We start from the raw sequence: 18,769 nt of genomic DNA on the forward strand, positions 1-18,769 counted from the left end.
CCGGTGACGGCCCGTCCGAGAGAAGACCGCCATCACCGCACCCCGTTCATGGCCGAGGGCGTGAGGGCCGACCGGAGGCGGCCGCGACCGCCAGCTTGGCCCGGGCCGCACCTCGGCCGGGCGGTGTGGAGGCGCGGCGGTCGCGCGGTCGGGCCCGATGCCCGGTGCAAGGTCATGGTGTTGATCACGGCGTGGTCCTTCGATCGTGGGGGTGCAGGTCCGCGTACGCGGCGGGGTCGGTCAGCAGATGGGCGGGGACCAGGAGCTGTGCGGTGGTGCCCCGGCCGGGGACCGAGTCGACCGTGGCGTCCAGACCGGCGCTGTCCGCGGCGGCCGCGACCAGCCGCAGCCCCAGGCCGTCGGCCGGGGAGCCGGGGGGAGGCGGTGTAGACGCCCCGGCGGTGTCGGAGGAGGGTTTGCGTGGGGGCCAAGACGGCGGCGTCCATGTCCGTGCCGGTGTCGGTGGCGGTCACCGGCAGCACCCCGCCCGCCGGCGGCCCGGCCACCATCACGACCTGCGCGTTGTCCGAGGCCCGCAATGCGTTGTCTGCAAGCTCGGCCAGCGCGGCCAGCAGCGGCTCCACCGCTCGGCCTGCGACCGTGCGTTCCAGGTGGACGACGATCTCGACCCGATCGCCGCCGTCCACGCCAGCCAGCGCCGCGCGCGCGAGGCCGCTGAGCGACTCGGCTTCGCAGTGCAGGCCTGGCCAGCCCCCGCCGGCCCGCACCGCGGGCCGCAGCATCAGCGTGGTCTGCGGCGCCAGGAGCAGCAACCGTTCCGTTCCCGCCTCGGAGGGCAGGTGCCCCGCCAGCAGGTCGAGCGACGCGAGCACTCCGGCGTTCTCGGCGGCCCGCACCACTAGCGGCAGGCCGGTGCGGGCGACCTCCTCGACCGACCGCTCGGCGGCCCTGGCCTCCTCCAGCCGGTGTGCCGGCACCGCCGTCTCGGCCGTTGCGTGCCGACGGTGCAACCGGGGTAGAACGGACTGGCCCATGGCCAGGCTGTTGTGACCGTTCGGCATGGGCACGATGTTGAGGGTGTGCTGTCCCGCGGATACGTGCCGAGGTGCGGCCCTGTTCTCGGCGCCCTTGACTCGCATGTCGACGGCGCCGCCTTGGGTGAGGCGTGGCGCGACCAGCGTGTCACCGCGGTGACGCATCCGCGTTATGTGGAGTTGCAGTGCCATCGGGAGCTCATCCCAGGGTCGGAAAGGTCGAAGTGCAGCCATTGGTGGCCTCGGGGGATGGATCAACCGTGGCCCGGGTGCTGCGGCATCACCAGGCCGCAGGGTGGCCATCTGGTGGCCACCTTCGGAGCGTAGGGACGCAAGCGCCCGCGCCAAGTGGCCGATTTGTCCCATTTTAAGATCCCTGCCGAGGTCTCCCTCGAGGTGAAGATGGCCACCAGATGGCCACCCTGCGGCCTGGTGATGCCGGACCGGCGGCGGCACGGTGGAGGTCTGGAAGACGGCGCGCCCCGCGTCGGCCGTGCGAGGAGGCGAAGATGTCGCTCCCGATCACTTCCCTGGTTGGACGCTGTGGCCTCGGGTTGGCCCGTTCCGACATGCTGTTGCGGCTGGCCGATGAGGAGAGGCCGGCGGCGGTGGCGCGGCGCCTGGCCGTGGTTCTCCTCGCCCGGCACATGCCGGGACTTGCCGACGACGTGGCCTTGGTGGTCGCAGAGTTGGTTGCGAACGCTGAGGGACACGGTGGCGGACCTGCCGAGGTTGGCATCGCCCGCTACGAGCGCGGTGTCGCTGTGACGGTGACCGACCGCAGTGGTGACTGCGAACGGATCACGGACTTCATGAGGGGAAAACAGGTGGGTGCTGAGTCGATGGCCGAGAGCGGCCGCGGCCTGAACCTCGTGGACGCGTACGCCACGGGGTGGAGTGTCGAGCCGGCGTCTCCGGCGGGCGCCACCGTGACGGCAGTCTTCCGATCGGCGGATCTGACCTGATGGGCCGTCTGGAGCCGGTTCCGCGGCACCTCGCGCCCGGTTTCACCGTTCACCCGCTCGGGGTGGGATGCCGCGCCATCGGTGCCCTGTCGTCGCCGCGCCAGGTGTCGGACACCGAGTGGCTGAACGGCATGCGCAGCGCTGTCGAGTACGGAGCCGATCTCTTTGATGTCGCCGACACCTACGGGGATGGGCACGCGGAGCGGCTGCTCGGCCAGGTGGTCCGGGAATGCCGTCGGCAGGGGGTCGCACTCAAGATCAGTAGCAAGGTCGGGCACAAGGGATCCGCACCCCACCCCTATGCGGGACCCCACCTGAGGCATCAGCTCGAACAGAGCCTGGAGAACCTGAGCGTCGAGCGAATTGACCTGTTCGGGCTGCCGGCCCACGACTTCGGGCCGAACGACTGCTATCTGGGGCCGGCGATCGAGGTCCTGCGGACGATGAAGGATCTGGACATGATCGGGGCGATCGGTCTCGTCGGTCCGCGATGGGACACAGCCACGGTGCCGGATACGGGCGGGCTTGCGAGGTTCGACGAGCTGATCGCCTTGATCCGGCCCGATGTTGTCCTGCTCCCCTTCAACGCCCTGACCCCGCTCGCGGTCCTCCCGGACAGTGGAGAGACCGATCTGCTCTCCCGCGCGGCCGAGCAGGGCGCCGGAGTCCTGCTTGTCTCGCCATTGGCCGGGGGGCTGCTCACGGGGGCAGCCCGTCTCGCGGACAGGCTTCCGATGCAGGAGCACGGGCCAAGGGCCGTCATCGCCCGCGCGCTTGAGCCGCTGCGCCAGCACCTCGGCGGCCACCCGGCGGTCCTCGGACAGGCGGCGCTGAGGTACTGCCTGTCGCGCGGACCGCATACCGCAGTGGTGGCCGGATTCGGGCAGGCCGAGCACGTCGCGCTGAACTACGGCAGCCTCGACCTGGAACTGTCCCTACAGGATATGGCCGTCATCGAAGCCGCCTACGCCTCATTGCGTGAGGAACTCCGTTCGACGGCGCGCCGGAACGCGTGTCAGGACAGGTTGACGCGCTGAAGCGTCCGCCACCGGTACTGCCTGCCGTGGCGTCGAAGTTCAACCAGGTCAAGCGTCTCGACGTCCAGGGGCACGGGTGCGAGGGTGCGCAGCGGTTCGACGGCTTCAACGAGGGGGCGTGCGGGGCGGTCGAGGGGGTTGTATCCGATGCCGAGGTGCGGCCGCCACCGGCCGGTGCTCGTGCCGCCGGGGAGGCCGAGGGCACGTCCTGCGGCGGTGAGCTGCTGGTGCAAGTGCACCAGGCCGGTCCACGGGGTGATGGAGAAACGGACCGCTCCGCGGGATCCGCTGAGGGGATGAGCCGCCAGGGTCAGCCGGCCCGGTCTCAGCGCGTGAGCGCGGTGGGCCAGGGCATCCACGACCCGGGCAGGCACATCTGCTGTGTCGCCGACGCGCAGGACGGTGAGGTGAAGGCCCTCGGGGGGTGTCAGGTCGAGACCCATGTGCTGAAGCGCACGCTGGCACTGCGCTGCACGGGCGGCGAGCTGGTGGTGCCCGTCGAAGGTGAGCATCCAGTACAGGCGCCGGGTGCGACTGTCCCAGCCGCGGCGGTCCCAGTGGTTCACGAGGCGGTCGAGGCTCGCGTAGGCCGCCCAGTCGGCGCGCACGATGGCGTCGGCGTCGTCCAGGTCGGGCGGCGGCTCGGCCGGGAATGCCTTGTGGTCGGGTACCAGCGCCATGACGCCTCCTTCGGCACCTCAGGCAGCGCCCAGGGTCCGGGTGCTCCCGGTGACGGTACCGGCGGTGGGGTGTGCACGCCAGGCACGCAGTTGCTCAGCGTAGTCGCCGACGACGGGTTCGTCCTTCCAGCGGGCGGCGCGCTTGTAGAGTTCGATGCCGCGCAGCCACACGGACCGGATCGGGGCGGTGGTGCCCGACCCCAGTGCCCGCTGCCCGAGATGCATGGCCGTCTCGACGTCCGGCTGCTGCTGCTGGAGTAGGGCGGTGGCCACGTCGAGGCCGACCAGGGCGCGGCTCCACCCGGAGTCGGAACTGGCCAGCATCGGCTCGAGGTCGCGGGCCCGGTCGAGGACCTGTTCGGTGTTCCCGATGGACAGGTGGGCGGTGACCACGTTGGCCAGCGTGCGGGCCGCAGAGTACGGCTCGAAGGAGATGCAGGCCGTGAGCCCGGGAGGAACGTCGTGACGGTCCGAGAGCTGAAGGGCCTGGTTGATGGCGTCGAGGGCCTGCCAGCGGTCGCCGGCCCGGGCGAGGGCCCGGGCTCGGCCGTTGGCCAGCAGGCGGATCGCCTGAGGGTGCTCGGGAGCGAGGGCGATGCCGGCGGCGGCCGCCTCGTCGGCAAGGTCGTATCGTCCCTGGTAGTAGTAGCCGAGGGATCGCGTGCCCAGGGCCCACATTTCCAGGGCACGGTCACCAACCTCCTGGGCGAGTTCCAGCGCCTCCGTGCTGTAGGCCTGGGCCGCTGTCGGCCGGCCCGCATTGGTCGCCATGTAGCCGAGGAGACCGGAGACCTGGCTCGTGAGACGGAACAGCTCGGTTTGGGTCCGGGGCGGTTGATGGCCGGCCAGCAGGGTGTGGAGCATGCTGCGCAGCAGTCGGGCTTCGCCGACCAGTTGGTGCGGTCCCAGCCGCTCGTAGCGGTCCACGAGGCCGGTGATCGTGGCTTCGGCCATCACGAGGACGGCGGGGTCGGTGTTGGAGGCGGTGAGCAGCCAGGCCTGCTCCCGCACCTGTTGCGGGTCGTCGAACTCGACGGCCGGGGGCTCGGCGGGAACCAACCGATCGGCGGGGACGGCCTCCAGGGGGAGGCCGTGGGCGTCCGGGTCGATGTTTTCGAAGATCTTCTCGACGGACATGTTGAACAGGTGCTTGAGGACGAGGCCGACCTCGATGGTCGGAGCGGTACGCACACCTTCCAGCATCCAGCGGCTGAAGGTCCTCCGGCTGACTGTGACCGTCCGCAGCGACGGCCGGTTCTCTTTTTCGGCTGCGGTGCGGGTGGCCTGGCTGAAGCGGAGGTCGAACACCTCGAACCTCTGCCACTTCCGCTCCTGGACAAGCAGTCGGAACCTGGGGACCAGTTCGCCCATCACATGCTCCTGTCAGTCATCGGGTTCTCCAGCCGGTCCGGTCGTGTCCTCGCCTGTCAGGACCCGCAAGGTCGATCACGCCCGCGTCGTCCGCCGCACCGATTTGTTCGGCCTGCCCCACCAGCCGGACCGCCTCGGCCGCTGCCCGCCGACTCCCCCGGCCGTCGCCGGCCAGCGCGTACGCCTCGGCCTGGCGAACCGCGCACAACGCACGGTCGTGGGCACTGCCCCCGGCCGACTGCCACGCACGCCCGGCCAGCGACAAGGCCGCAGCCGCGTCCCCACGCTCGACAGCCCCCTGCGCTTGCCGCATCAGCACGTACGATGCGAGAGCCGGATCGTCGGCATACTGGGCCAGGACCAAGGCCTGGTCGAGCCAGAAGGCAGCCCGCTGCGGATCACCCATGGTGTCGGCCGTCCAACTGGCGAACTCCGCCCACCGCGCCTCGACCGACCTCAGGCTCACTGCGAGCCCGCCGGACGCCCGCTCCCGAAAGCCCCGGATCACCGGCATTTCCCGGACAGCGGACTGGTGGATCTGTGCGGAGCCCAGCGCGTTGTGCGCAGCGGACAGGACCTGCAGCATCCCCTGCCAGTGCGGGACCAGGGCCGGGTCCACTCCGGCGGGCGGCAACACCCCGCCGATAAGCACGTTCGGCCCGACCGGCCGCTCAAGACAGCCGCTGCTCACCGGCTCGTCGACCGGCGCCTGGAACAACTCTTCGGCCGTTGTCACGTGTTCTGTGAAGAGGTACTCCAGAACCAGGCAGGCCTCGCGCGACGGCAGTCCCTTCAGGTCCCCGGCCAGCCACCGGGTGTAGGTCCGCTGCGAGACTGCCACGTGGGCGATCCGCGGATTGGCCTTCTTTGCCGCCGTCTCCCGTGCGGCCCTTGCGAAGTGGAGGCAGAGCGCCTCATAGGACCACCTCTCGGCCCCGACGAGCCGGCGCAGCAGAGTCATACGAGCTCGCCACCCTTCCGTGGTGCACGGTGGACAGACAGGCCCCGGAACACCGGGCCGGGAACACCGACCACGTCCGGGAGCATCCACTGACGTCGCATCGCCGAGCAGTCCCAGACCATCGAGGACACCCCCTGTGAGCTGATCCCGGAGCCCGTCGAACCAACACACGGCTACCGCGCCGGTACGCTTCGTCGAGAACAAGAATGTCCGTCAGAGCGCCGTGTAGCAATGCGATTCACCAAATTGATGGCGCAAATTGCTCCACCACCCCTTGCTCGTGTAGGGCGAACCCGGGAAGACTGCCGCCATGCCCACCCGACAGGCCACCACTTCGGCCGCCCGCAAGGAACTCGGAGACCTGCTGCGCCGCCTCCGCGGTCGACGCGGGCTGACCGGGCGGCAGGTCGCCGAGGCCACCGGCATCGATCCGGGCACCCTCAGCCGATATGAGAAGGGCAGCCGCAGGATCGAACCCCCGACCGTCGGCGCGCTTCTCGACCTCTACGATGCCGATCCCTCCGCACGTGCGACCGCGGCCGCGCTGTGGGAGGCGGACTCGGCCGTCAAGGCGCGCCCCGCATGGTGGCGCCGCGGCTTCACCCTGCCCCAGGACTTCGACCAGTACCTCGCCGACGAACAGGAAGCCCGCCGGATCCGCTCCGTGGAACTTCACCTGCCGCCCGGCCGCCTGCAGACCGAGGATTGTGCCACCGCCGTGATCACGGGCATGCGACCCGACCTGACCCGCCGCGAGGTCACCGAGCTCGTGGACCTGCGCATGCGCCGCCAGATCGAGACGCTCAGTGGGGAACAGGACATCCTGCTCGGGCCATCCGTACTGGACCTCCCGGGCCTCGCCCCTGGTGCCGCGCGCCGACAGATCGAACGGCTCCTCGAAGCCGCGCAGCAGCCCGGAATCACCCTGCGCGTACTCCCACCCGATCTCCCCTACCACCCTGGTCTCACCGCACCGTTCGTCCTGATGGACCCGCCGGTCGGTGGACCCTGCGTATGGGTGGAGCTCATGGACCGGAGCATCCGGCTCGAGGATGCCACCGTGAAGCGCTACCAGTCCGCCTTCGCCGCGATCGCCGCGCACGCGCACGCGGTCCCCGCCACTCTCGACCACCTCACCCGACTGATCACGGAGCGCACATGAATCTCGAACCGCTGACACCGAGGCCTGACGCCCAGAGCCCGGCCGAGGGGCTGGACTGGGTGAAGTCGAGCCACAGCGGCGGCGGAGGGAATTGCGTCGAGGTCGCCGCAGTCGACCACCTGCGGTACATCCGGGACTCGAAGGACCCACGAGGTCCTGTACTCGGCGTCACGTCACAGGCATACGCCGCCTTCCTCACCGCCGCCGCCACTGGTGAATTCGACAGCCCAGGCATCAGGCGCCGGCCGTAGGCATGCGGCCAACGGACCAGCACGTGCAACGGGGATCGCTCGCACGACCGTCGACCACATCCTCGGTCCCCGGCTGGGACCGAAGCGGGACGAGCGCCCACTGACGGGCCGGCCTGTGGTGATTGACCCGTCCTACCCCGGCTGCTACACCCCGCCCACCCGCTTTGCCCGCAGGAGACATGGAATGAGCACGGTTACCGTCCTTCACCCCGGACAGATGGGCGCGGCAGTTGCCCGCCAGCTCCGCCTCGCCGGCCACGAGGTGCTATGGGTGGCCAAGGGGCGGAGCAACGCCACGGTGGAGCGCGCAACCGAGGCCGGTCTACGGCCGGCCAGCTCGTTGGCCGTCGCGCTCGCAGGCAGCGACATCGTGATGGCAATCTGCCCGCCTGCAGCGGCCAAAGATCTGGCAGCCGAGGTCGCCATCACCGGCTTCGGAGGGGTGTACGTCGAGGCGAACGCCGTGAGCCCGGACACGGTCACAGCAGTCGGCGCGATCCTTGAGAAGACCGGGGCCCGGTTGGTCGACGGTTGCATCATCGGGCCGCCGCCGGGTGGCGACACGAGTGCCCGGCTCTACCTAGCTGGCGACCACCCGTTTACCAACACCGTCGCTGGCCTGTTCTCCGGAACCCGCGTCATGGCGCACGTCCTGGACAAGGAGGTCGGCGGCGCGTCCGCGCTGAAGATGGCCTTCGCCGCCTACCAGAAACCCGCCCGACTCCTGGCCGCCGTCGCACATGCCTTGGCCGCCGACCACGGAGTCGCCGACGAGCTCCTGACCGAAGCCGCGTCGATGCCTTCCGACATCCTTCTCGACCGCGAGTACTTGCGCACCGTGGCGCCCCGCGGCTGGCGTTGGGCACCTGAACTCGAAGAGATCGCCCGGACTCTGCGAGAGACGAACCTACCCGATTCGCTCGCCCTAGCAGCGGCGGACACCCTACTGCGCTGGACTCCCCTGAAGGACACCGGTCAGCCTCCGCTGAACGAGGTGTTCGATGCTCTGCACGACAGTACAGGCCGGGCGGGCATGGCGCCGGGACCCTCCGCTCAAATGCACCAGGTACGCAAGAAATGACGCGACCGGTACAAATGACTGATTGGCGCTCATCTTGAACCGCCAGCACCGAGGTGTGACACACCCAGCCCGGACGCTGGACTGAACTGGGTGAAGTTCAGCCACAGTGGCGGCGGGTACCGCGTGGAGGTCTCCGCGCTCGACCACCTGGTGTACATCCGTGACCCGAAGGATCCGCATGGCCCTGTGCTCGCGGTCACGCCACAGGCATCCGCTGGTCTCCCTGATGCTCGCGGCTGGGGACGCCGAAGACGGAGTGGCCCAGGGACATCAGGCCGTCCGCCCTGAGCGGAGGCCTCACGTCCCACCGTGCCATGGCCGACCTCCGTGAACTGGCTCTCTACGCTGGCCGTGCCTCGGCAGCCCCAGGGGCGGTGGACCTCCGTCGTCATCGGATGCCTCCATGGATACCCCCGGCTTCAGCCGGGGGAGGAAATGGATCTCCTGCGGAGCAGGGCAACGGGCTGCGTTTCGCCGTCAGGCGGACCGCAGTGCTCTGCCCCGCAGGTGGTCTTTACAAGTTGTCATGCTAGGTTGTGAGCATGACCGCGAACCATGTGAAGCGGGCGTTCAAGTACCGCTTCTATCCGACCGATGCGCAGGCAGCCGAGCTGTCGCGTACGTTCGGATGCGTGCGCAAGGTCTACAACATGGCGCTGGCGGCCCGCACCGAGGCATGGACGCTGCGTCAGGAGCGGATCAACTACAACGCCACCTCCGCGATGCTGACGGCGTGGAAGAAGACCGAGGAACTGTCCTACCTGTCCGCGGTCTCCTCCGTCCCGTTGCAGCAGGCTCTGCGGCACCTGCAAGGGGCGTTCGCCAACTTCTGGCTCAAGCGGGCGAAGTACCCGACGTTCAAGTCCCGGAAGAAGTCGCGGAAGTCTGCCGAGTACACCAGTTCCGCGTTCCGCTACCGGGACGGTCGGCTCACGCTGGCGAAGATGGCGGAGCCGCTGGACGTCGTGTGGTCGAGGCCGCTCCCGGAGGGTGCGGTCCCGTCCACGGTGACCGTGTCGCAGGACAGTGCGGGACGCTGGTTCGTCTCGATGCTGTGCGACGACCGGCCGACCATGACCGCCCCGGTGAATGCCGCAGTCGGGATCGACGCCGGGATCACCAGCCTGGTGACGCTCTCCACGGGGGAGAAGATCACCAACCCGAAACACGAACGCGCCGATCGCGAGCGTCTGGCCAGGGCCCAGCGGGAACTGTCCCGCAAGGCCAAGGGCAGCGCGAACCGGGACAAGGCTCGGATCAAGGTCGCGCGTGTCCATGCGCGGATCGCCGACCGGCGCCGCGATGTCCTGCACAAGCTCACCACCCGACTCGTCCGTGAGAACCAAACGGTCGTGATCGAGGACCTGACGGTCCGCAACATGCTCAAGAACCGGAAGCTGTCCCGAGCCATCTCGGACGCGAGCTGGAGCGAGATGCGGTCCATGCTGGAGTACAAGGCCCAGTGGTACGGCCGCGAGCTGATCACCGTCGACCGGTGGTTCCCCAGCTCCAAGCTGTGCTCGGCCTGCGGCACCATCCGCAACAAGATGCCCCTGAACGTCCGCGAGTGGACGTGCGGCTGCGGGACGACCCACGACCGGGACGTGAACGCGGCGAAGAACATCCTGGCCGCCGGGCTGGCGGCAGCAGCCTGTGGAGACGGTGTAAGACCTCAACGGAGCACTCCGGGCGGGCGGTCGTCGGTGAAGCAGGAAGTCGTCCCACCGCCGCGCACGCGCGCAGCGGCTCAGCCGTGAGGCTGAGGGGAATCCCCCTCCTTCAGGAGGGGAGGAAGTCAAGTGCTCGCTACGGTCCAGGGATGAGCCATGACGCCGAATCGCGTGCCATCTTGCAGGACGCCTGTACGACCGTGGGACTCACAGGTGACCACGCAGTGGCCCGCCGCCTTGCTGAGAATGAGCACTGGTGGATCCCACCGGATCTCATCGCCAGGATCGGGCAACCCAGCCAGATCGACGCCGAGGCACGGGCCGTGCTCATTGCCCGTTGGCTCACGACACAGGGGATCTTGACGGTCGTGCCCCTCGATGCCACGCAGCCGGTCGTGGTGAACAGGCGGCCCGTGACGTTCTGGCACGAGGTCCCCGTTCACGAGCACGGCACGGTCGAGGACCTGGCGGGTGTTCTCCGGAAACTGCACGCCATCGCGCAACCGGCGTTCATGCTTCCCCAACTCGATCCGCTCGTCCGCGTCCGCGCCAGGCTCGAGGCTGCGACAACACTGCCCCCGCAAGACGCTGTATGGCTGCTTGACCTCCACGACGACCTTGAGAACCAATGGGCGGATGGCGTCACCAGTCGCTACCCTGCCTGCATCGTCCATGGAGACGCGTGGCCTGGAAACATCGTCCGCACTCCGCAGGGACCGCTGGTCATGGACCTTGAACGGGTCGCCATCGGTCCCCGGGAATGGGATCTCGTCTCCACCGCCGTCCGCACCTTTACCACCGGTGCTGTCGAGATCCGTGACTACCAGCAGTTCAGCCAGTCCTACGGTTACGACGTAACCGCCTGGGACGGCTACCCACTGCTCTCGACAACCCGTGAACTGCGCATCACGGCCTACGCGGCGCAGCACGCGGCGACCAACCCGAGATGGAGGAACGAGGCCCAACTACGCGTGGACTGCCTCCGCGGCCGCCGAGGGCCCCGCCCGTGGCTTTGGACGGGGATCATGTAGATCGCGTGGCCAGTTCCTGACTGACTCGCTATCAGGGGATGCAGCGAGTGCTGCCCAGGTAGGTCTGCCCGCCACCGGCCGACGCACACTCAGCCCCGACAGAGCAGACCAGCGAGCTTCGCCGGATGGACAACCTGCGAGGCGAGGCCATCCGGGTGATCCTCGCCCTGGCCGGGCGCCGTGCCGTCGCGCTGACCCTACGCCGCGGACCAGAACAGCGGTCCTCGGGACGCCAGTAGGCTGCCACCGACAGCCGGGCCCGGTACGGGCCCGCTGCCCCAGCGCACGGAGGTAGAGGATGACACAGGTCGCCGTCCTGTCGGCCGGATCGTGGGGGACCGCTTTCGCGCTGGTCCTTGCCGACGCGGGATGCGATGTCGTCCTGCACGCACGCCGGCCAGAGATCGCCGACCGCATCAACGCCCGGGGCGAGAACCCCGACTACCTGCCGGGCACCCGCCTGCCTGCCGGGGTGAAGGCAACGACCGAAGCCGCCACCGCCCTGGCCGACGCCGACATTGCCATGCTGTCCATCCCCTCGCAGACCCTGCGAACCAACCTCGCCGCCTGGGCACCGCTGATCGAGCCGGACACCTTGGTCGTCAGCCTGATGAAGGGCATCGAACTCGGCACCGGCCTGCGGATGAGCGAGGTGATCGCCGACAGCACCGACATCGATCCCGCCAGCATCGCCGTCCTGTCTGGCCCGAACCTCGCCCGGGAGATCGCCGCCCGCCAACCCGCCGCAGGCGTCGTCGCGTGCACCGACCACGACGCGGCCCTCCACCTCCAGGCCGCCTGCCACACTCCCTACTTCCGCCCCTACACCCACACCGACGTCATCGGCTGCGAACTCGGCGGCGCGGTGAAGAACATCATCGCGCTCGCCATCGGCCTGGCCACCGGCCTCGGCCTCGGCGACAACGCGAAGGCCACCCTCATGACCCGCGGCCTCGCCGAAACCGCCCGCCTGGGCACCGCACTCGGTGCCGACCCCGCCACTGTCGCGGGACTCGCCGGCCTCGGCGACCTCACCGCCACCTGCCTCTCCCCGCTCTCCCGCAACCGCACCTTCGGGGCGCACCTCGCACGAGGTCTGACCGTCGAGCAGGCCTCCTCCGCCACCGGCCAGACCGCCGAAGGCGCCAAGTCGGCCTACTCAGTCCTTGACCTCGCCCGCCGCCACGACGTCGAGATGCCAATCACCGAACTCGTGGTGGCCATCCTCAACGGGCAGGTGACCACCGACCAGGCCGTCCGCCTGCTCATGACCCGCACCCCCGGGGCCGAGCGCATGTGAACGTGGTGTCGCCGACGGCCGGCGGGACCAGCCCGCCGCGCGCTGGTTCCGAGAATCGGGAACCCACTGCGGCTGGTTTCAGAAGTGGTCTTCAGTCGCCAACGAAAACGAGGTAGCGGTGAGGCTTCTGCCGAAGCTGCTCCGAGAGGACGAGCAGCTCAGCCGCTGCCTCGGCTTCGGCGGGAGGCGCGCCGTCAAGCAGGTCATCGAGTTCGGGGACGAGCAGCCGCATCTGTGACCTGTTGAACCAGGTGTCGTCGTACGGGTCGACGTGCCCGAGCATCGGGAGCGCCAGGGCTTCAGCCCGTCGGCACAGCGTGTCGATCGCTGCATGAGTGCAGTCGCGACCACGGACGTGACGACTCGTACACGGCCTCAGCCCGGGAACGCCGCGTGGAGCTCCTCCCTGGGTCCCCGACCGCCCTCTGGCCTGGATGCACCTTCCCGAGCACCTACTGGCCACCGAGCGTCGTGCCGGGAGCGAGTTGGGCCTGGTGGGTGTGCCCTGCGCTGGGACGGCCGGGATCGGCACGTGCAGCGGGACTCCGTGGTGGCACTAGGGTGAGCTTGTACGGATAAGACCGGTTGTGGAGGCGGAACTTCATGGGCGAGGGCACGGGCTGGGCTGTCGATGTCGTCGTTCTCACGATGAACGACCGGCACGTCGAGTTCCGTGACGCGATGGCGTCGGTGCTCGCCCAGAAGGGGGTCAGCCTGCGGACGGTGATCGTGGGCAACGGCGTCGAGCCGGACTACGTTCCGACCGGGGTTCTCTCCGTGGCCCTGCCGGAGAACACCGGGATTCCCGAGGGGCGCAACGTCGGGGCGCGGGCGCTGGCCGGCCCGGGCGCCGGGGAGTTCCTGCTGTTCTTCGACAACGACGCGATCCTGCCGGAGACCGACACCGTCGCGCGACTGGTGGCCGAGTTCGACCGGCATCCCGATGTGGCGTACGTCCAGCCCCGGATCGCGGATCCCGCCACGGGGGAGACGCTGGGACGGTGGGTGCCGCGGTTGAAGTCCTCCGACGCCCGGCGCCCGGGCGTGGTGACGGTGATGGCGGAGGGCATCGTGTTGATCCGTCGCACGGATTTCGAGGCCGTCGGTGGTTGGCCCGGGCACTTTTTTTTGTTCCACGAGGGCATCGACTTGTCGTGGCGGCTGTGGGACCTCGGGAAGACCGGCTGGTACGCGGCAGGCGTCGAGGTGCACCACCCGGCGACGAACCCGGCCAGGCACGGCCCGTTCTACCGCATGGTCGCGCGCAATCGGGTGTGGGTGGCCTACCGGCGTCTGCCGGCGCCGCTCGTGCCGGTGTACCTCGCGGCGTGGACGCTGATCTGCGTCTACCGCTTCCGGTCGACGGGGCAGCTCGGGGTGTGGTTCAAGGGCCTCGCGGAGGGGCTGCGGGGCGGGCACGGTGAGCGGCGCCCGATGAGCTGGCGCACGGTGTGGCGGCTGACCCGGGCCGGACGGCCGCCGATCATCTGACGTGCCGTCCGGCCCGGGAGCACCGGGGGCCGAGATCTCGTTGGGCCGGACGGCGCGGGCCGTCAGACGAGGGCGGCGATGCGTTCCCGCAACTCCCTGACCTCGGGTGCACTGTTGTGGGTAGCCATGCTGGCGCCCAGCGCCTTGAGGGGTTCGACGGCGCGGTGGGAGCTGATGCCAGCGGTGAGGTCGACGGCCTGGTTCGCGGTGGCGCACGCTTGCTCGAGGTGGTTCTGCTGCAGCTGTGCGTCAGCCATCCGGACGAGGTAGATCGCCTGGGTTCGCACTGCGGTGCCGCTGAACGCGCGTGCCTGCCGGGCGAAGGTCTCCTCGGCCTGGTCCGCGTGGCCCATGGCCAGTTGGGTGGAAGCCAGGCAGCCTTCGTACTCGGATGCGTCGAACCAGTACGCCCAGTCCGGTTCGTCGTCCGGGTTGCGTTCGGCGGCCTCCAGCAGGTCCCGGGCGGCTTCGAGGTCGCTCCAGCAGCCGCTGTCCTCAAGGTGTGAGCGGGCACGTGCCCGGCGTGCGAGGACCAGCGCCTCCACCCGCGGTGCGGCCTTTCCGCGGACAGCGGCCAACGCGGCCGAGGCCATGGCCTCGGCATCGGCGGCACGTCCGCAGTTGTAGGCGGCGGCGGACCAGAACGTGAGGATGTGGGCTCCGAGCGCAGAGTCTCCGGCTGCGTGCGCGGCCTGCAGCGCGGCCTTGAACGTCAGGTCGTCGCAGCGCCCGGCGACATCGAACACCGCCCAGGCCCGGATACGGACGAGATCGGCGCCGGCCGCGTACAGGCGGCTTTCGTGGGCGAGCGAGTGGCTGCGGTTCGACAGGAGGTCCACCACCGCTGCCAAGGTCGCTGTCGTGTCGCGGATCAGGGTGCCCCCGCCGTCCTCGTCGTCGGTCAGGCGCAGCTCCCTGACGCAGCGTTCGATTGAGGTGACGGCACCCTCGCTGAGCCGCCGGCCACTCGTGAACTGCGCGGCTTCGAGGGGGTCCGCAGTGAGCCAGGACAGCAGAGTCGTGGTCAGCATCGAGGAGCCGATGAAGAAGGTCCGCCGCTTCATGCCACTTCCGATCGCATCTCTGAGGGCCCCCAGAGCGCCGGGGCCGGTCCACGGGTAGTCGTCGGGCTGCTGGAGCGGATCGAACTCCAGCCACCGCGGCCACGGGTAGGAGCCGATCAGGTTGCTGTCGATGCCGAACAAGTGCGCCATCACCAGCTGCGTGGGGTCGTCGGGAGTACGGCCGCTCTCCCAGCGTAGGACGCCGTCCCGGCCCGTTCCCAGAGGTGTGCCGAACTTGGTGCTGTTCTCGCGCAGTTCCCTTGCCAGGTCGGATCGCTCCAGCTTGCGAACGGCCCGTGCCCGGGCGAGCGGGTGATCACCAGGTTCCTCGGCCAACCGTTTCCCTCCCTCAACGTGGCGGTCGATCCGGCTGACGCTACTGCAGCGGTTCGGGCGCCGACAGGTAATCCGGCGGTGCTCTCGCGGTGCTCACGACCGCACCGGCACGGCACCGGGTACGTCCCTTCCCCTCACCTGCTGTCGGCCGCAACGCTGATGTCCCAAGCCCCGCCGCCTACGGCAGGCCCGGCGTCCTCTGTACCGGGGCCGCACGGGCGATTCCACCCGATGGGAGCGAGCGTTGACGACCGTCACCGGAGCGCAGGACTTCCGCACGCCAGGCCTGTCCCGGCTGGCCCGGCGGGTGATCCCCGCCAAGCACGCCGTCGTGACGGTCGAGGACGCTCGCTCCGCCTACTTCACCGACGCCGAGGCCCTGGAGGTCAAGCAGCGCGTCCACGACCGCTTCCGCACCAACCCGAAGGCACTGCACGACCATCTCCTGGAGGCGCTCGCCCTGCGCGGGACCGAAGAGCTTCTCGACCTGGGCTGCGGCAACGGGTTCGTACTGGAGCGGCTGCGCCCGCACCTGGCGGCCGGCCACATCACCGGTCTCGACGTCTCACCGGCCATGTTGGAGGCGGCGCGCAGGCGGATGGCCGGCGTGGCGACCCCCTGCGACTGGGTCGAGGGCAGCGCCGACAGCCTCCAGGCGTTCACGGACAACGACTTCGACCGGGTGATGTGCGTGTACACCGCGCACTACGTCACCGACCTCACCACACTCTTCGCCGGGGCCAGGCGCGTACTGCGGCCCGGAGGCCGGTTCCTCCTCACCACCGACCAGCCGGACTCCATGGTCGAGATGTACGACGTCCACCTGCGGGCGCTGCGCGCGGTGGGCGGCCCCGACCACCTGGCCACGGCCTCACCCAAGGCCCGAATCTCCCTCGTTAACGGCCGCCGCTTCCTCGCCCCGCACTTCGACCGGATCAGCGTCTTGGAGTGGCAGGACCAGCTCCAATTCGCGAGCCTCGCCCCCTTCATGGACTTCTACCGCGCCTCCTACCACTGCTCCGCCTCCGCCGGCCCTGCCGCTGCGCCGCCCGCCCTGCTCGACGCCCTGGAGGCGCACGTCGCGGGCACCGTACGGCAAGTCATCGCCGAACGCGGCTACTTCGCCGTCACCAAGTTCTCCGGCACCCTCATCTGCTCCTGACCACCCGAACACCCCGACCCCCGAAGGAGGGCCACATGGCCCACCCCGCATCCAGCCCGCTGACGGGCGCGCGCGTCCTGGTCACCGGCGGCGCCGGCTTCATCGGCACCGCCGTACGCGACACCCTGCTGCGCGCCGGAGCCCGTCCCGTCCTGCTCGACGACCTGTCCGCCTACGACCCCACCGTCTACACGCTCCTGGGAACCGGCCGCAGCGACCCGGACCTGGTCTTCGGCGACCTCGGCGACGAGACCCTCGTACGCCACCTCGTCGGCGACGCCGACTTCGTCGTCCACGCCGCCGCGCACTCCACCGTCCAGGGCTGCCTCGCCGACCCGAAGAGCGCGTTCCGCTCCAACATGGCCGGGACCGACACCGTGGTGCGCGCCGTCGCCGACACCCCCGGTGTGCGCCGCCTCGTACTGCTGTCCACCGCCCAGGTCTACGGCCACGGCGGCCCGGACTCCGACGCGACCCGCCCGCGCCTGTTCACCGAGAACCAGCCCCACCAGCCCCTCAACCCGTACGCCAGCGCCAAGTCCTGGGCCGAGCAGCACACCCGCCAGCTCCTGACGGCCGCCGGCCGGGACGTCACCGTGCTGCGCCCGTTCTCCGTCTACGGGCCCGGCCAGGTGCCCAAGCCGGGGGCCGCGTCCTGGGTGGTCGCGCAGTTCGCGATGTACGCGGCGCTGGGGCAGGAGCTGCTGCTCAACGGCGGCGGTGTGCAGGTGCGCGACTTCCTGTTCCGCGACGACGCCGCTGAGGCGATCGTGCGGTCGCTGACCGCCCCGGGCGCGGCCGGACAGACACTCAACCTGGGCACGGGTATGCAGACGTCGGTGCGCGACGTCGCCGACCAGGTGGTTGCGCACTTTCCCGGCACCCGGATCCGCGTCGCGCCGCCCGCCGCCGGTGACCCCCTGGGCGGTCGGGCCGACACCGCGCTCATGCACACCGCGCTGGAGTGGGCGCCTGCGGTGACCGTCGCCGACGGCATCGCCCGCTACGTCGAGTGGGTCACCGCCACCCCCCAGGCCGTGCCCGAGTGGATGCGAGCCGAGACCTCCGCCAGCCGCCTGGCCGCCTGGTCGGGTACGGCTCCCGCCCGTTCCTGACCCCGCCGTCCCCGGTCGGGCCCGCCCCACGGCGGGCCCGAGCTCACCCGCCCCACACCTCCTACCTCCTGGAAGGGACCACCATGGCAAGGAAGCTGAGGGCCGCGGTCGTCGGCCTCGGCTGGGCCGGCTCCGTCCACGCCCGCACCCTGGACGCGCTGGACGGCGTCGACGTCGTCGCCCTGGCCGACCCGGACCCCCGCCGCCGCGCCCAGTTTCCGGGGTACCGCACCGTCCCCCACCTGCGGGACCTGCTGGTGTCGGACCTCGACTACTGCGTCGTCGCCGCGCCGACCGCCGCCCACGAGGGCCTCGCGCTGCAGCTCGCCGCCGTCGGCGTCCCGGCGCTGATCGAGAAACCCCTCGCGTCCACCACGGCCGCCGCCCGTCGCATCGAGGACGCCTTCCGCAAGGCCGGTGTCCTCGCCGCGGTCGGGCACACCGAACGGCACACCGCCCCCGTGGCGGAGCTCGCCCGCCTGCTGCACTCCGGGGAGCTCGGCGCGCTGTGGCACATCGACGCCCGCCGACAGGGGCCGTACTCCGGCCGGATCCGCGACGTCGGGGTGACCCTCGACCTGGCCGTGCACGACCTCGACCTGGGCGCCTGGCTCGCCCGCGCGCCGATCGAGTCCGTCACCGCCGACACCGTGCGCATCGCCGGCCCGCACGAGGACCTCGTCACCGCCACCGCGCGCCTGGGCGGCGTGCTGCTGAACGTCCACGCCGACTGGATCAGCCCGCGCAAGGCCCGCACCGTGCAGGCGCGCACCGAAGCGGGCCTGCTGACCGCCGACGCCGTCGCCGGCACCCTCACCCTGCACGCCAACAGCGCCCCCGCCGACGAGACCGGGGCCTTCCGCGGGGTGGGCAGCGGACCGGCGGTCGTCCTGCCCGTGGCCGAGCGCCCGGCCCCGTTCACCGTCCAGCACGAGCTGCTGCGCGACGCCCTGCTCGGCCACGACGTCGGCGGGCTCGTCCCCCTGGGCGACGGCGCCGCTGCGGTCGCCGCTGCCGAGGCAGTCCTCGCCGCCGCTGCGACAGGCCGCTCGACGCCGGTCGCCGCCCACCGGCTCGCCGCCGCCTGAGCCCGGGGA

18 protein-coding genes are annotated in these 18,769 nt (G+C 70.3%); 13 read left to right on the plus strand and 5 right to left on the minus strand.

What is annotated here, in order from left to right:
- Positions 1 to 32: 32 nt before the first annotated feature.
- Positions 33 to 1,187, minus strand: a complete 1,155-nt coding sequence (locus ACFVU7_RS38115; RefSeq protein WP_388050410.1) for a hypothetical protein — start codon at positions 1,185 to 1,187, stop codon at positions 33 to 35.
- Between the two features lie 317 nt (positions 1,188 to 1,504).
- Between ACFVU7_RS38115 and ACFVU7_RS38120 the strand changes: the two genes are divergently transcribed.
- Together ACFVU7_RS38120 and ACFVU7_RS38125 are read left to right on the plus strand one after the other, a co-directional pair.
- Complete coding sequence (locus tag ACFVU7_RS38120; RefSeq protein ID WP_388050413.1) at positions 1,505 to 1,960, plus strand: ATP-binding protein; 456 nt, start codon at positions 1,505 to 1,507, stop codon at positions 1,958 to 1,960.
- Positions 1,960 to 2,997 carry an aldo/keto reductase gene (locus ACFVU7_RS38125; protein WP_388050416.1) on the plus strand — a complete coding sequence of 346 codons (1,038 nt, stop codon included), beginning with the start codon at positions 1,960 to 1,962 and terminating at the stop codon, positions 2,995 to 2,997. The genes ACFVU7_RS38120 and ACFVU7_RS38125 overlap by 1 nt, the downstream gene beginning before the upstream one ends.
- Here ACFVU7_RS38125 and ACFVU7_RS38130 read toward each other — a convergent pair.
- Genes ACFVU7_RS38130 through ACFVU7_RS38140 form a run of 3 tightly spaced genes read right to left on the minus strand, consistent with a single transcriptional unit; the run spans position 2,976 to position 6,009 of the window.
- Positions 2,976 to 3,677 (minus strand): 2'-5' RNA ligase family protein, encoded by a 702-nt coding sequence (locus ACFVU7_RS38130; protein WP_388050419.1) that lies wholly within the window; start codon positions 3,675 to 3,677, stop codon positions 2,976 to 2,978. The genes ACFVU7_RS38125 and ACFVU7_RS38130 overlap by 22 nt on opposite strands.
- 18 nt (positions 3,678 to 3,695) lie before the next feature.
- Positions 3,696 to 5,048, minus strand: a complete 1,353-nt coding sequence (locus tag ACFVU7_RS38135) for a hypothetical protein (RefSeq protein ID WP_388050422.1) — start codon at positions 5,046 to 5,048, stop codon at positions 3,696 to 3,698.
- 16 nt (positions 5,049 to 5,064) lie between these two features.
- Positions 5,065 to 6,009 (minus strand): hypothetical protein, encoded by a 945-nt coding sequence (locus ACFVU7_RS38140; protein ID WP_388050424.1) that lies wholly within the window; start codon positions 6,007 to 6,009, stop codon positions 5,065 to 5,067.
- A gap of 310 nt (positions 6,010 to 6,319) precedes the next feature.
- Here ACFVU7_RS38140 and ACFVU7_RS38145 point away from each other — a divergent pair, with 310 nt between their 5' ends.
- The 8 genes from ACFVU7_RS38145 to ACFVU7_RS38180 all read left to right on the plus strand — a co-directional run bounded on the left by ACFVU7_RS38145 (position 6,320) and on the right by ACFVU7_RS38180 (position 13,995).
- Positions 6,320 to 7,171: a helix-turn-helix transcriptional regulator gene (locus ACFVU7_RS38145; RefSeq protein WP_388050427.1), complete on the plus strand. Its 852-nt coding sequence runs from the start codon at positions 6,320 to 6,322 to the stop codon at positions 7,169 to 7,171.
- Positions 7,168 to 7,422: a DUF397 domain-containing protein gene (locus ACFVU7_RS38150; protein ID WP_388050429.1), complete on the plus strand. Its 255-nt coding sequence runs from the start codon at positions 7,168 to 7,170 to the stop codon at positions 7,420 to 7,422. The genes ACFVU7_RS38145 and ACFVU7_RS38150 overlap by 4 nt, the downstream gene beginning before the upstream one ends.
- Before the next feature lie 184 nt (positions 7,423 to 7,606).
- Complete coding sequence (locus tag ACFVU7_RS38155; protein WP_388050431.1) at positions 7,607 to 8,503, plus strand: DUF1932 domain-containing protein; 897 nt, start codon at positions 7,607 to 7,609, stop codon at positions 8,501 to 8,503.
- A gap of 90 nt (positions 8,504 to 8,593) precedes the next feature.
- The gene (locus ACFVU7_RS38160; RefSeq protein ID WP_388050434.1) at positions 8,594 to 8,791 is read left to right on the plus strand and encodes a DUF397 domain-containing protein; all 198 of its coding nucleotides are present in this window, start codon (positions 8,594 to 8,596) and stop codon (positions 8,789 to 8,791) included.
- Positions 8,792 to 9,045: 254 nt separating this feature from the next.
- On the plus strand, positions 9,046 to 10,260 hold the full coding sequence (locus tag ACFVU7_RS38165; protein WP_388050437.1) for an RNA-guided endonuclease InsQ/TnpB family protein: 1,215 nt from the start codon (positions 9,046 to 9,048) through the stop codon (positions 10,258 to 10,260).
- A 62-nt stretch (positions 10,261 to 10,322) separates the two neighbouring features.
- Complete coding sequence (locus tag ACFVU7_RS38170; RefSeq protein ID WP_388050440.1) at positions 10,323 to 11,204, plus strand: phosphotransferase family protein; 882 nt, start codon at positions 10,323 to 10,325, stop codon at positions 11,202 to 11,204.
- A gap of 298 nt (positions 11,205 to 11,502) precedes the next feature.
- A complete protein-coding gene (locus ACFVU7_RS38175) occupies positions 11,503 to 12,504 on the plus strand; it encodes an NAD(P)H-dependent glycerol-3-phosphate dehydrogenase (protein ID WP_388050443.1) in 1,002 nt (333 codons plus the stop codon).
- A 603-nt stretch (positions 12,505 to 13,107) separates the two neighbouring features.
- On the plus strand, positions 13,108 to 13,995 hold the full coding sequence (locus ACFVU7_RS38180; protein ID WP_388050446.1) for a glycosyltransferase family 2 protein: 888 nt from the start codon (positions 13,108 to 13,110) through the stop codon (positions 13,993 to 13,995).
- A gap of 62 nt (positions 13,996 to 14,057) precedes the next feature.
- Here ACFVU7_RS38180 and ACFVU7_RS38185 read toward each other — a convergent pair whose 3' ends face one another.
- On the minus strand, positions 14,058 to 15,395 hold the full coding sequence (locus ACFVU7_RS38185) for a tol-pal system YbgF family protein (protein WP_388050449.1): 1,338 nt from the start codon (positions 15,393 to 15,395) through the stop codon (positions 14,058 to 14,060).
- 244 nt (positions 15,396 to 15,639) lie between these two features.
- Between ACFVU7_RS38185 and ACFVU7_RS38190 the strand changes: the two genes are divergently transcribed.
- The 3 genes from ACFVU7_RS38190 to ACFVU7_RS38200 all read left to right on the plus strand — a co-directional run bounded on the left by ACFVU7_RS38190 (position 15,640) and on the right by ACFVU7_RS38200 (position 18,760).
- On the plus strand, positions 15,640 to 16,557 hold the full coding sequence (locus tag ACFVU7_RS38190; protein WP_388050452.1) for a class I SAM-dependent methyltransferase: 918 nt from the start codon (positions 15,640 to 15,642) through the stop codon (positions 16,555 to 16,557).
- 35 nt (positions 16,558 to 16,592) lie between these two features.
- On the plus strand, positions 16,593 to 17,672 hold the full coding sequence (locus tag ACFVU7_RS38195; RefSeq protein ID WP_388050455.1) for an NAD-dependent epimerase/dehydratase family protein: 1,080 nt from the start codon (positions 16,593 to 16,595) through the stop codon (positions 17,670 to 17,672).
- An 83-nt stretch (positions 17,673 to 17,755) separates the two neighbouring features.
- On the plus strand, positions 17,756 to 18,760 hold the full coding sequence (locus tag ACFVU7_RS38200; RefSeq protein ID WP_388050458.1) for a Gfo/Idh/MocA family protein: 1,005 nt from the start codon (positions 17,756 to 17,758) through the stop codon (positions 18,758 to 18,760).
- Positions 18,761 to 18,769: the final 9 nt, after the last annotated feature.

This window comes from Kitasatospora sp. NPDC058046 (assembly GCF_042885595.1).
Classification (GTDB): domain Bacteria; phylum Actinomycetota; class Actinomycetes; order Streptomycetales; family Streptomycetaceae; genus Kitasatospora.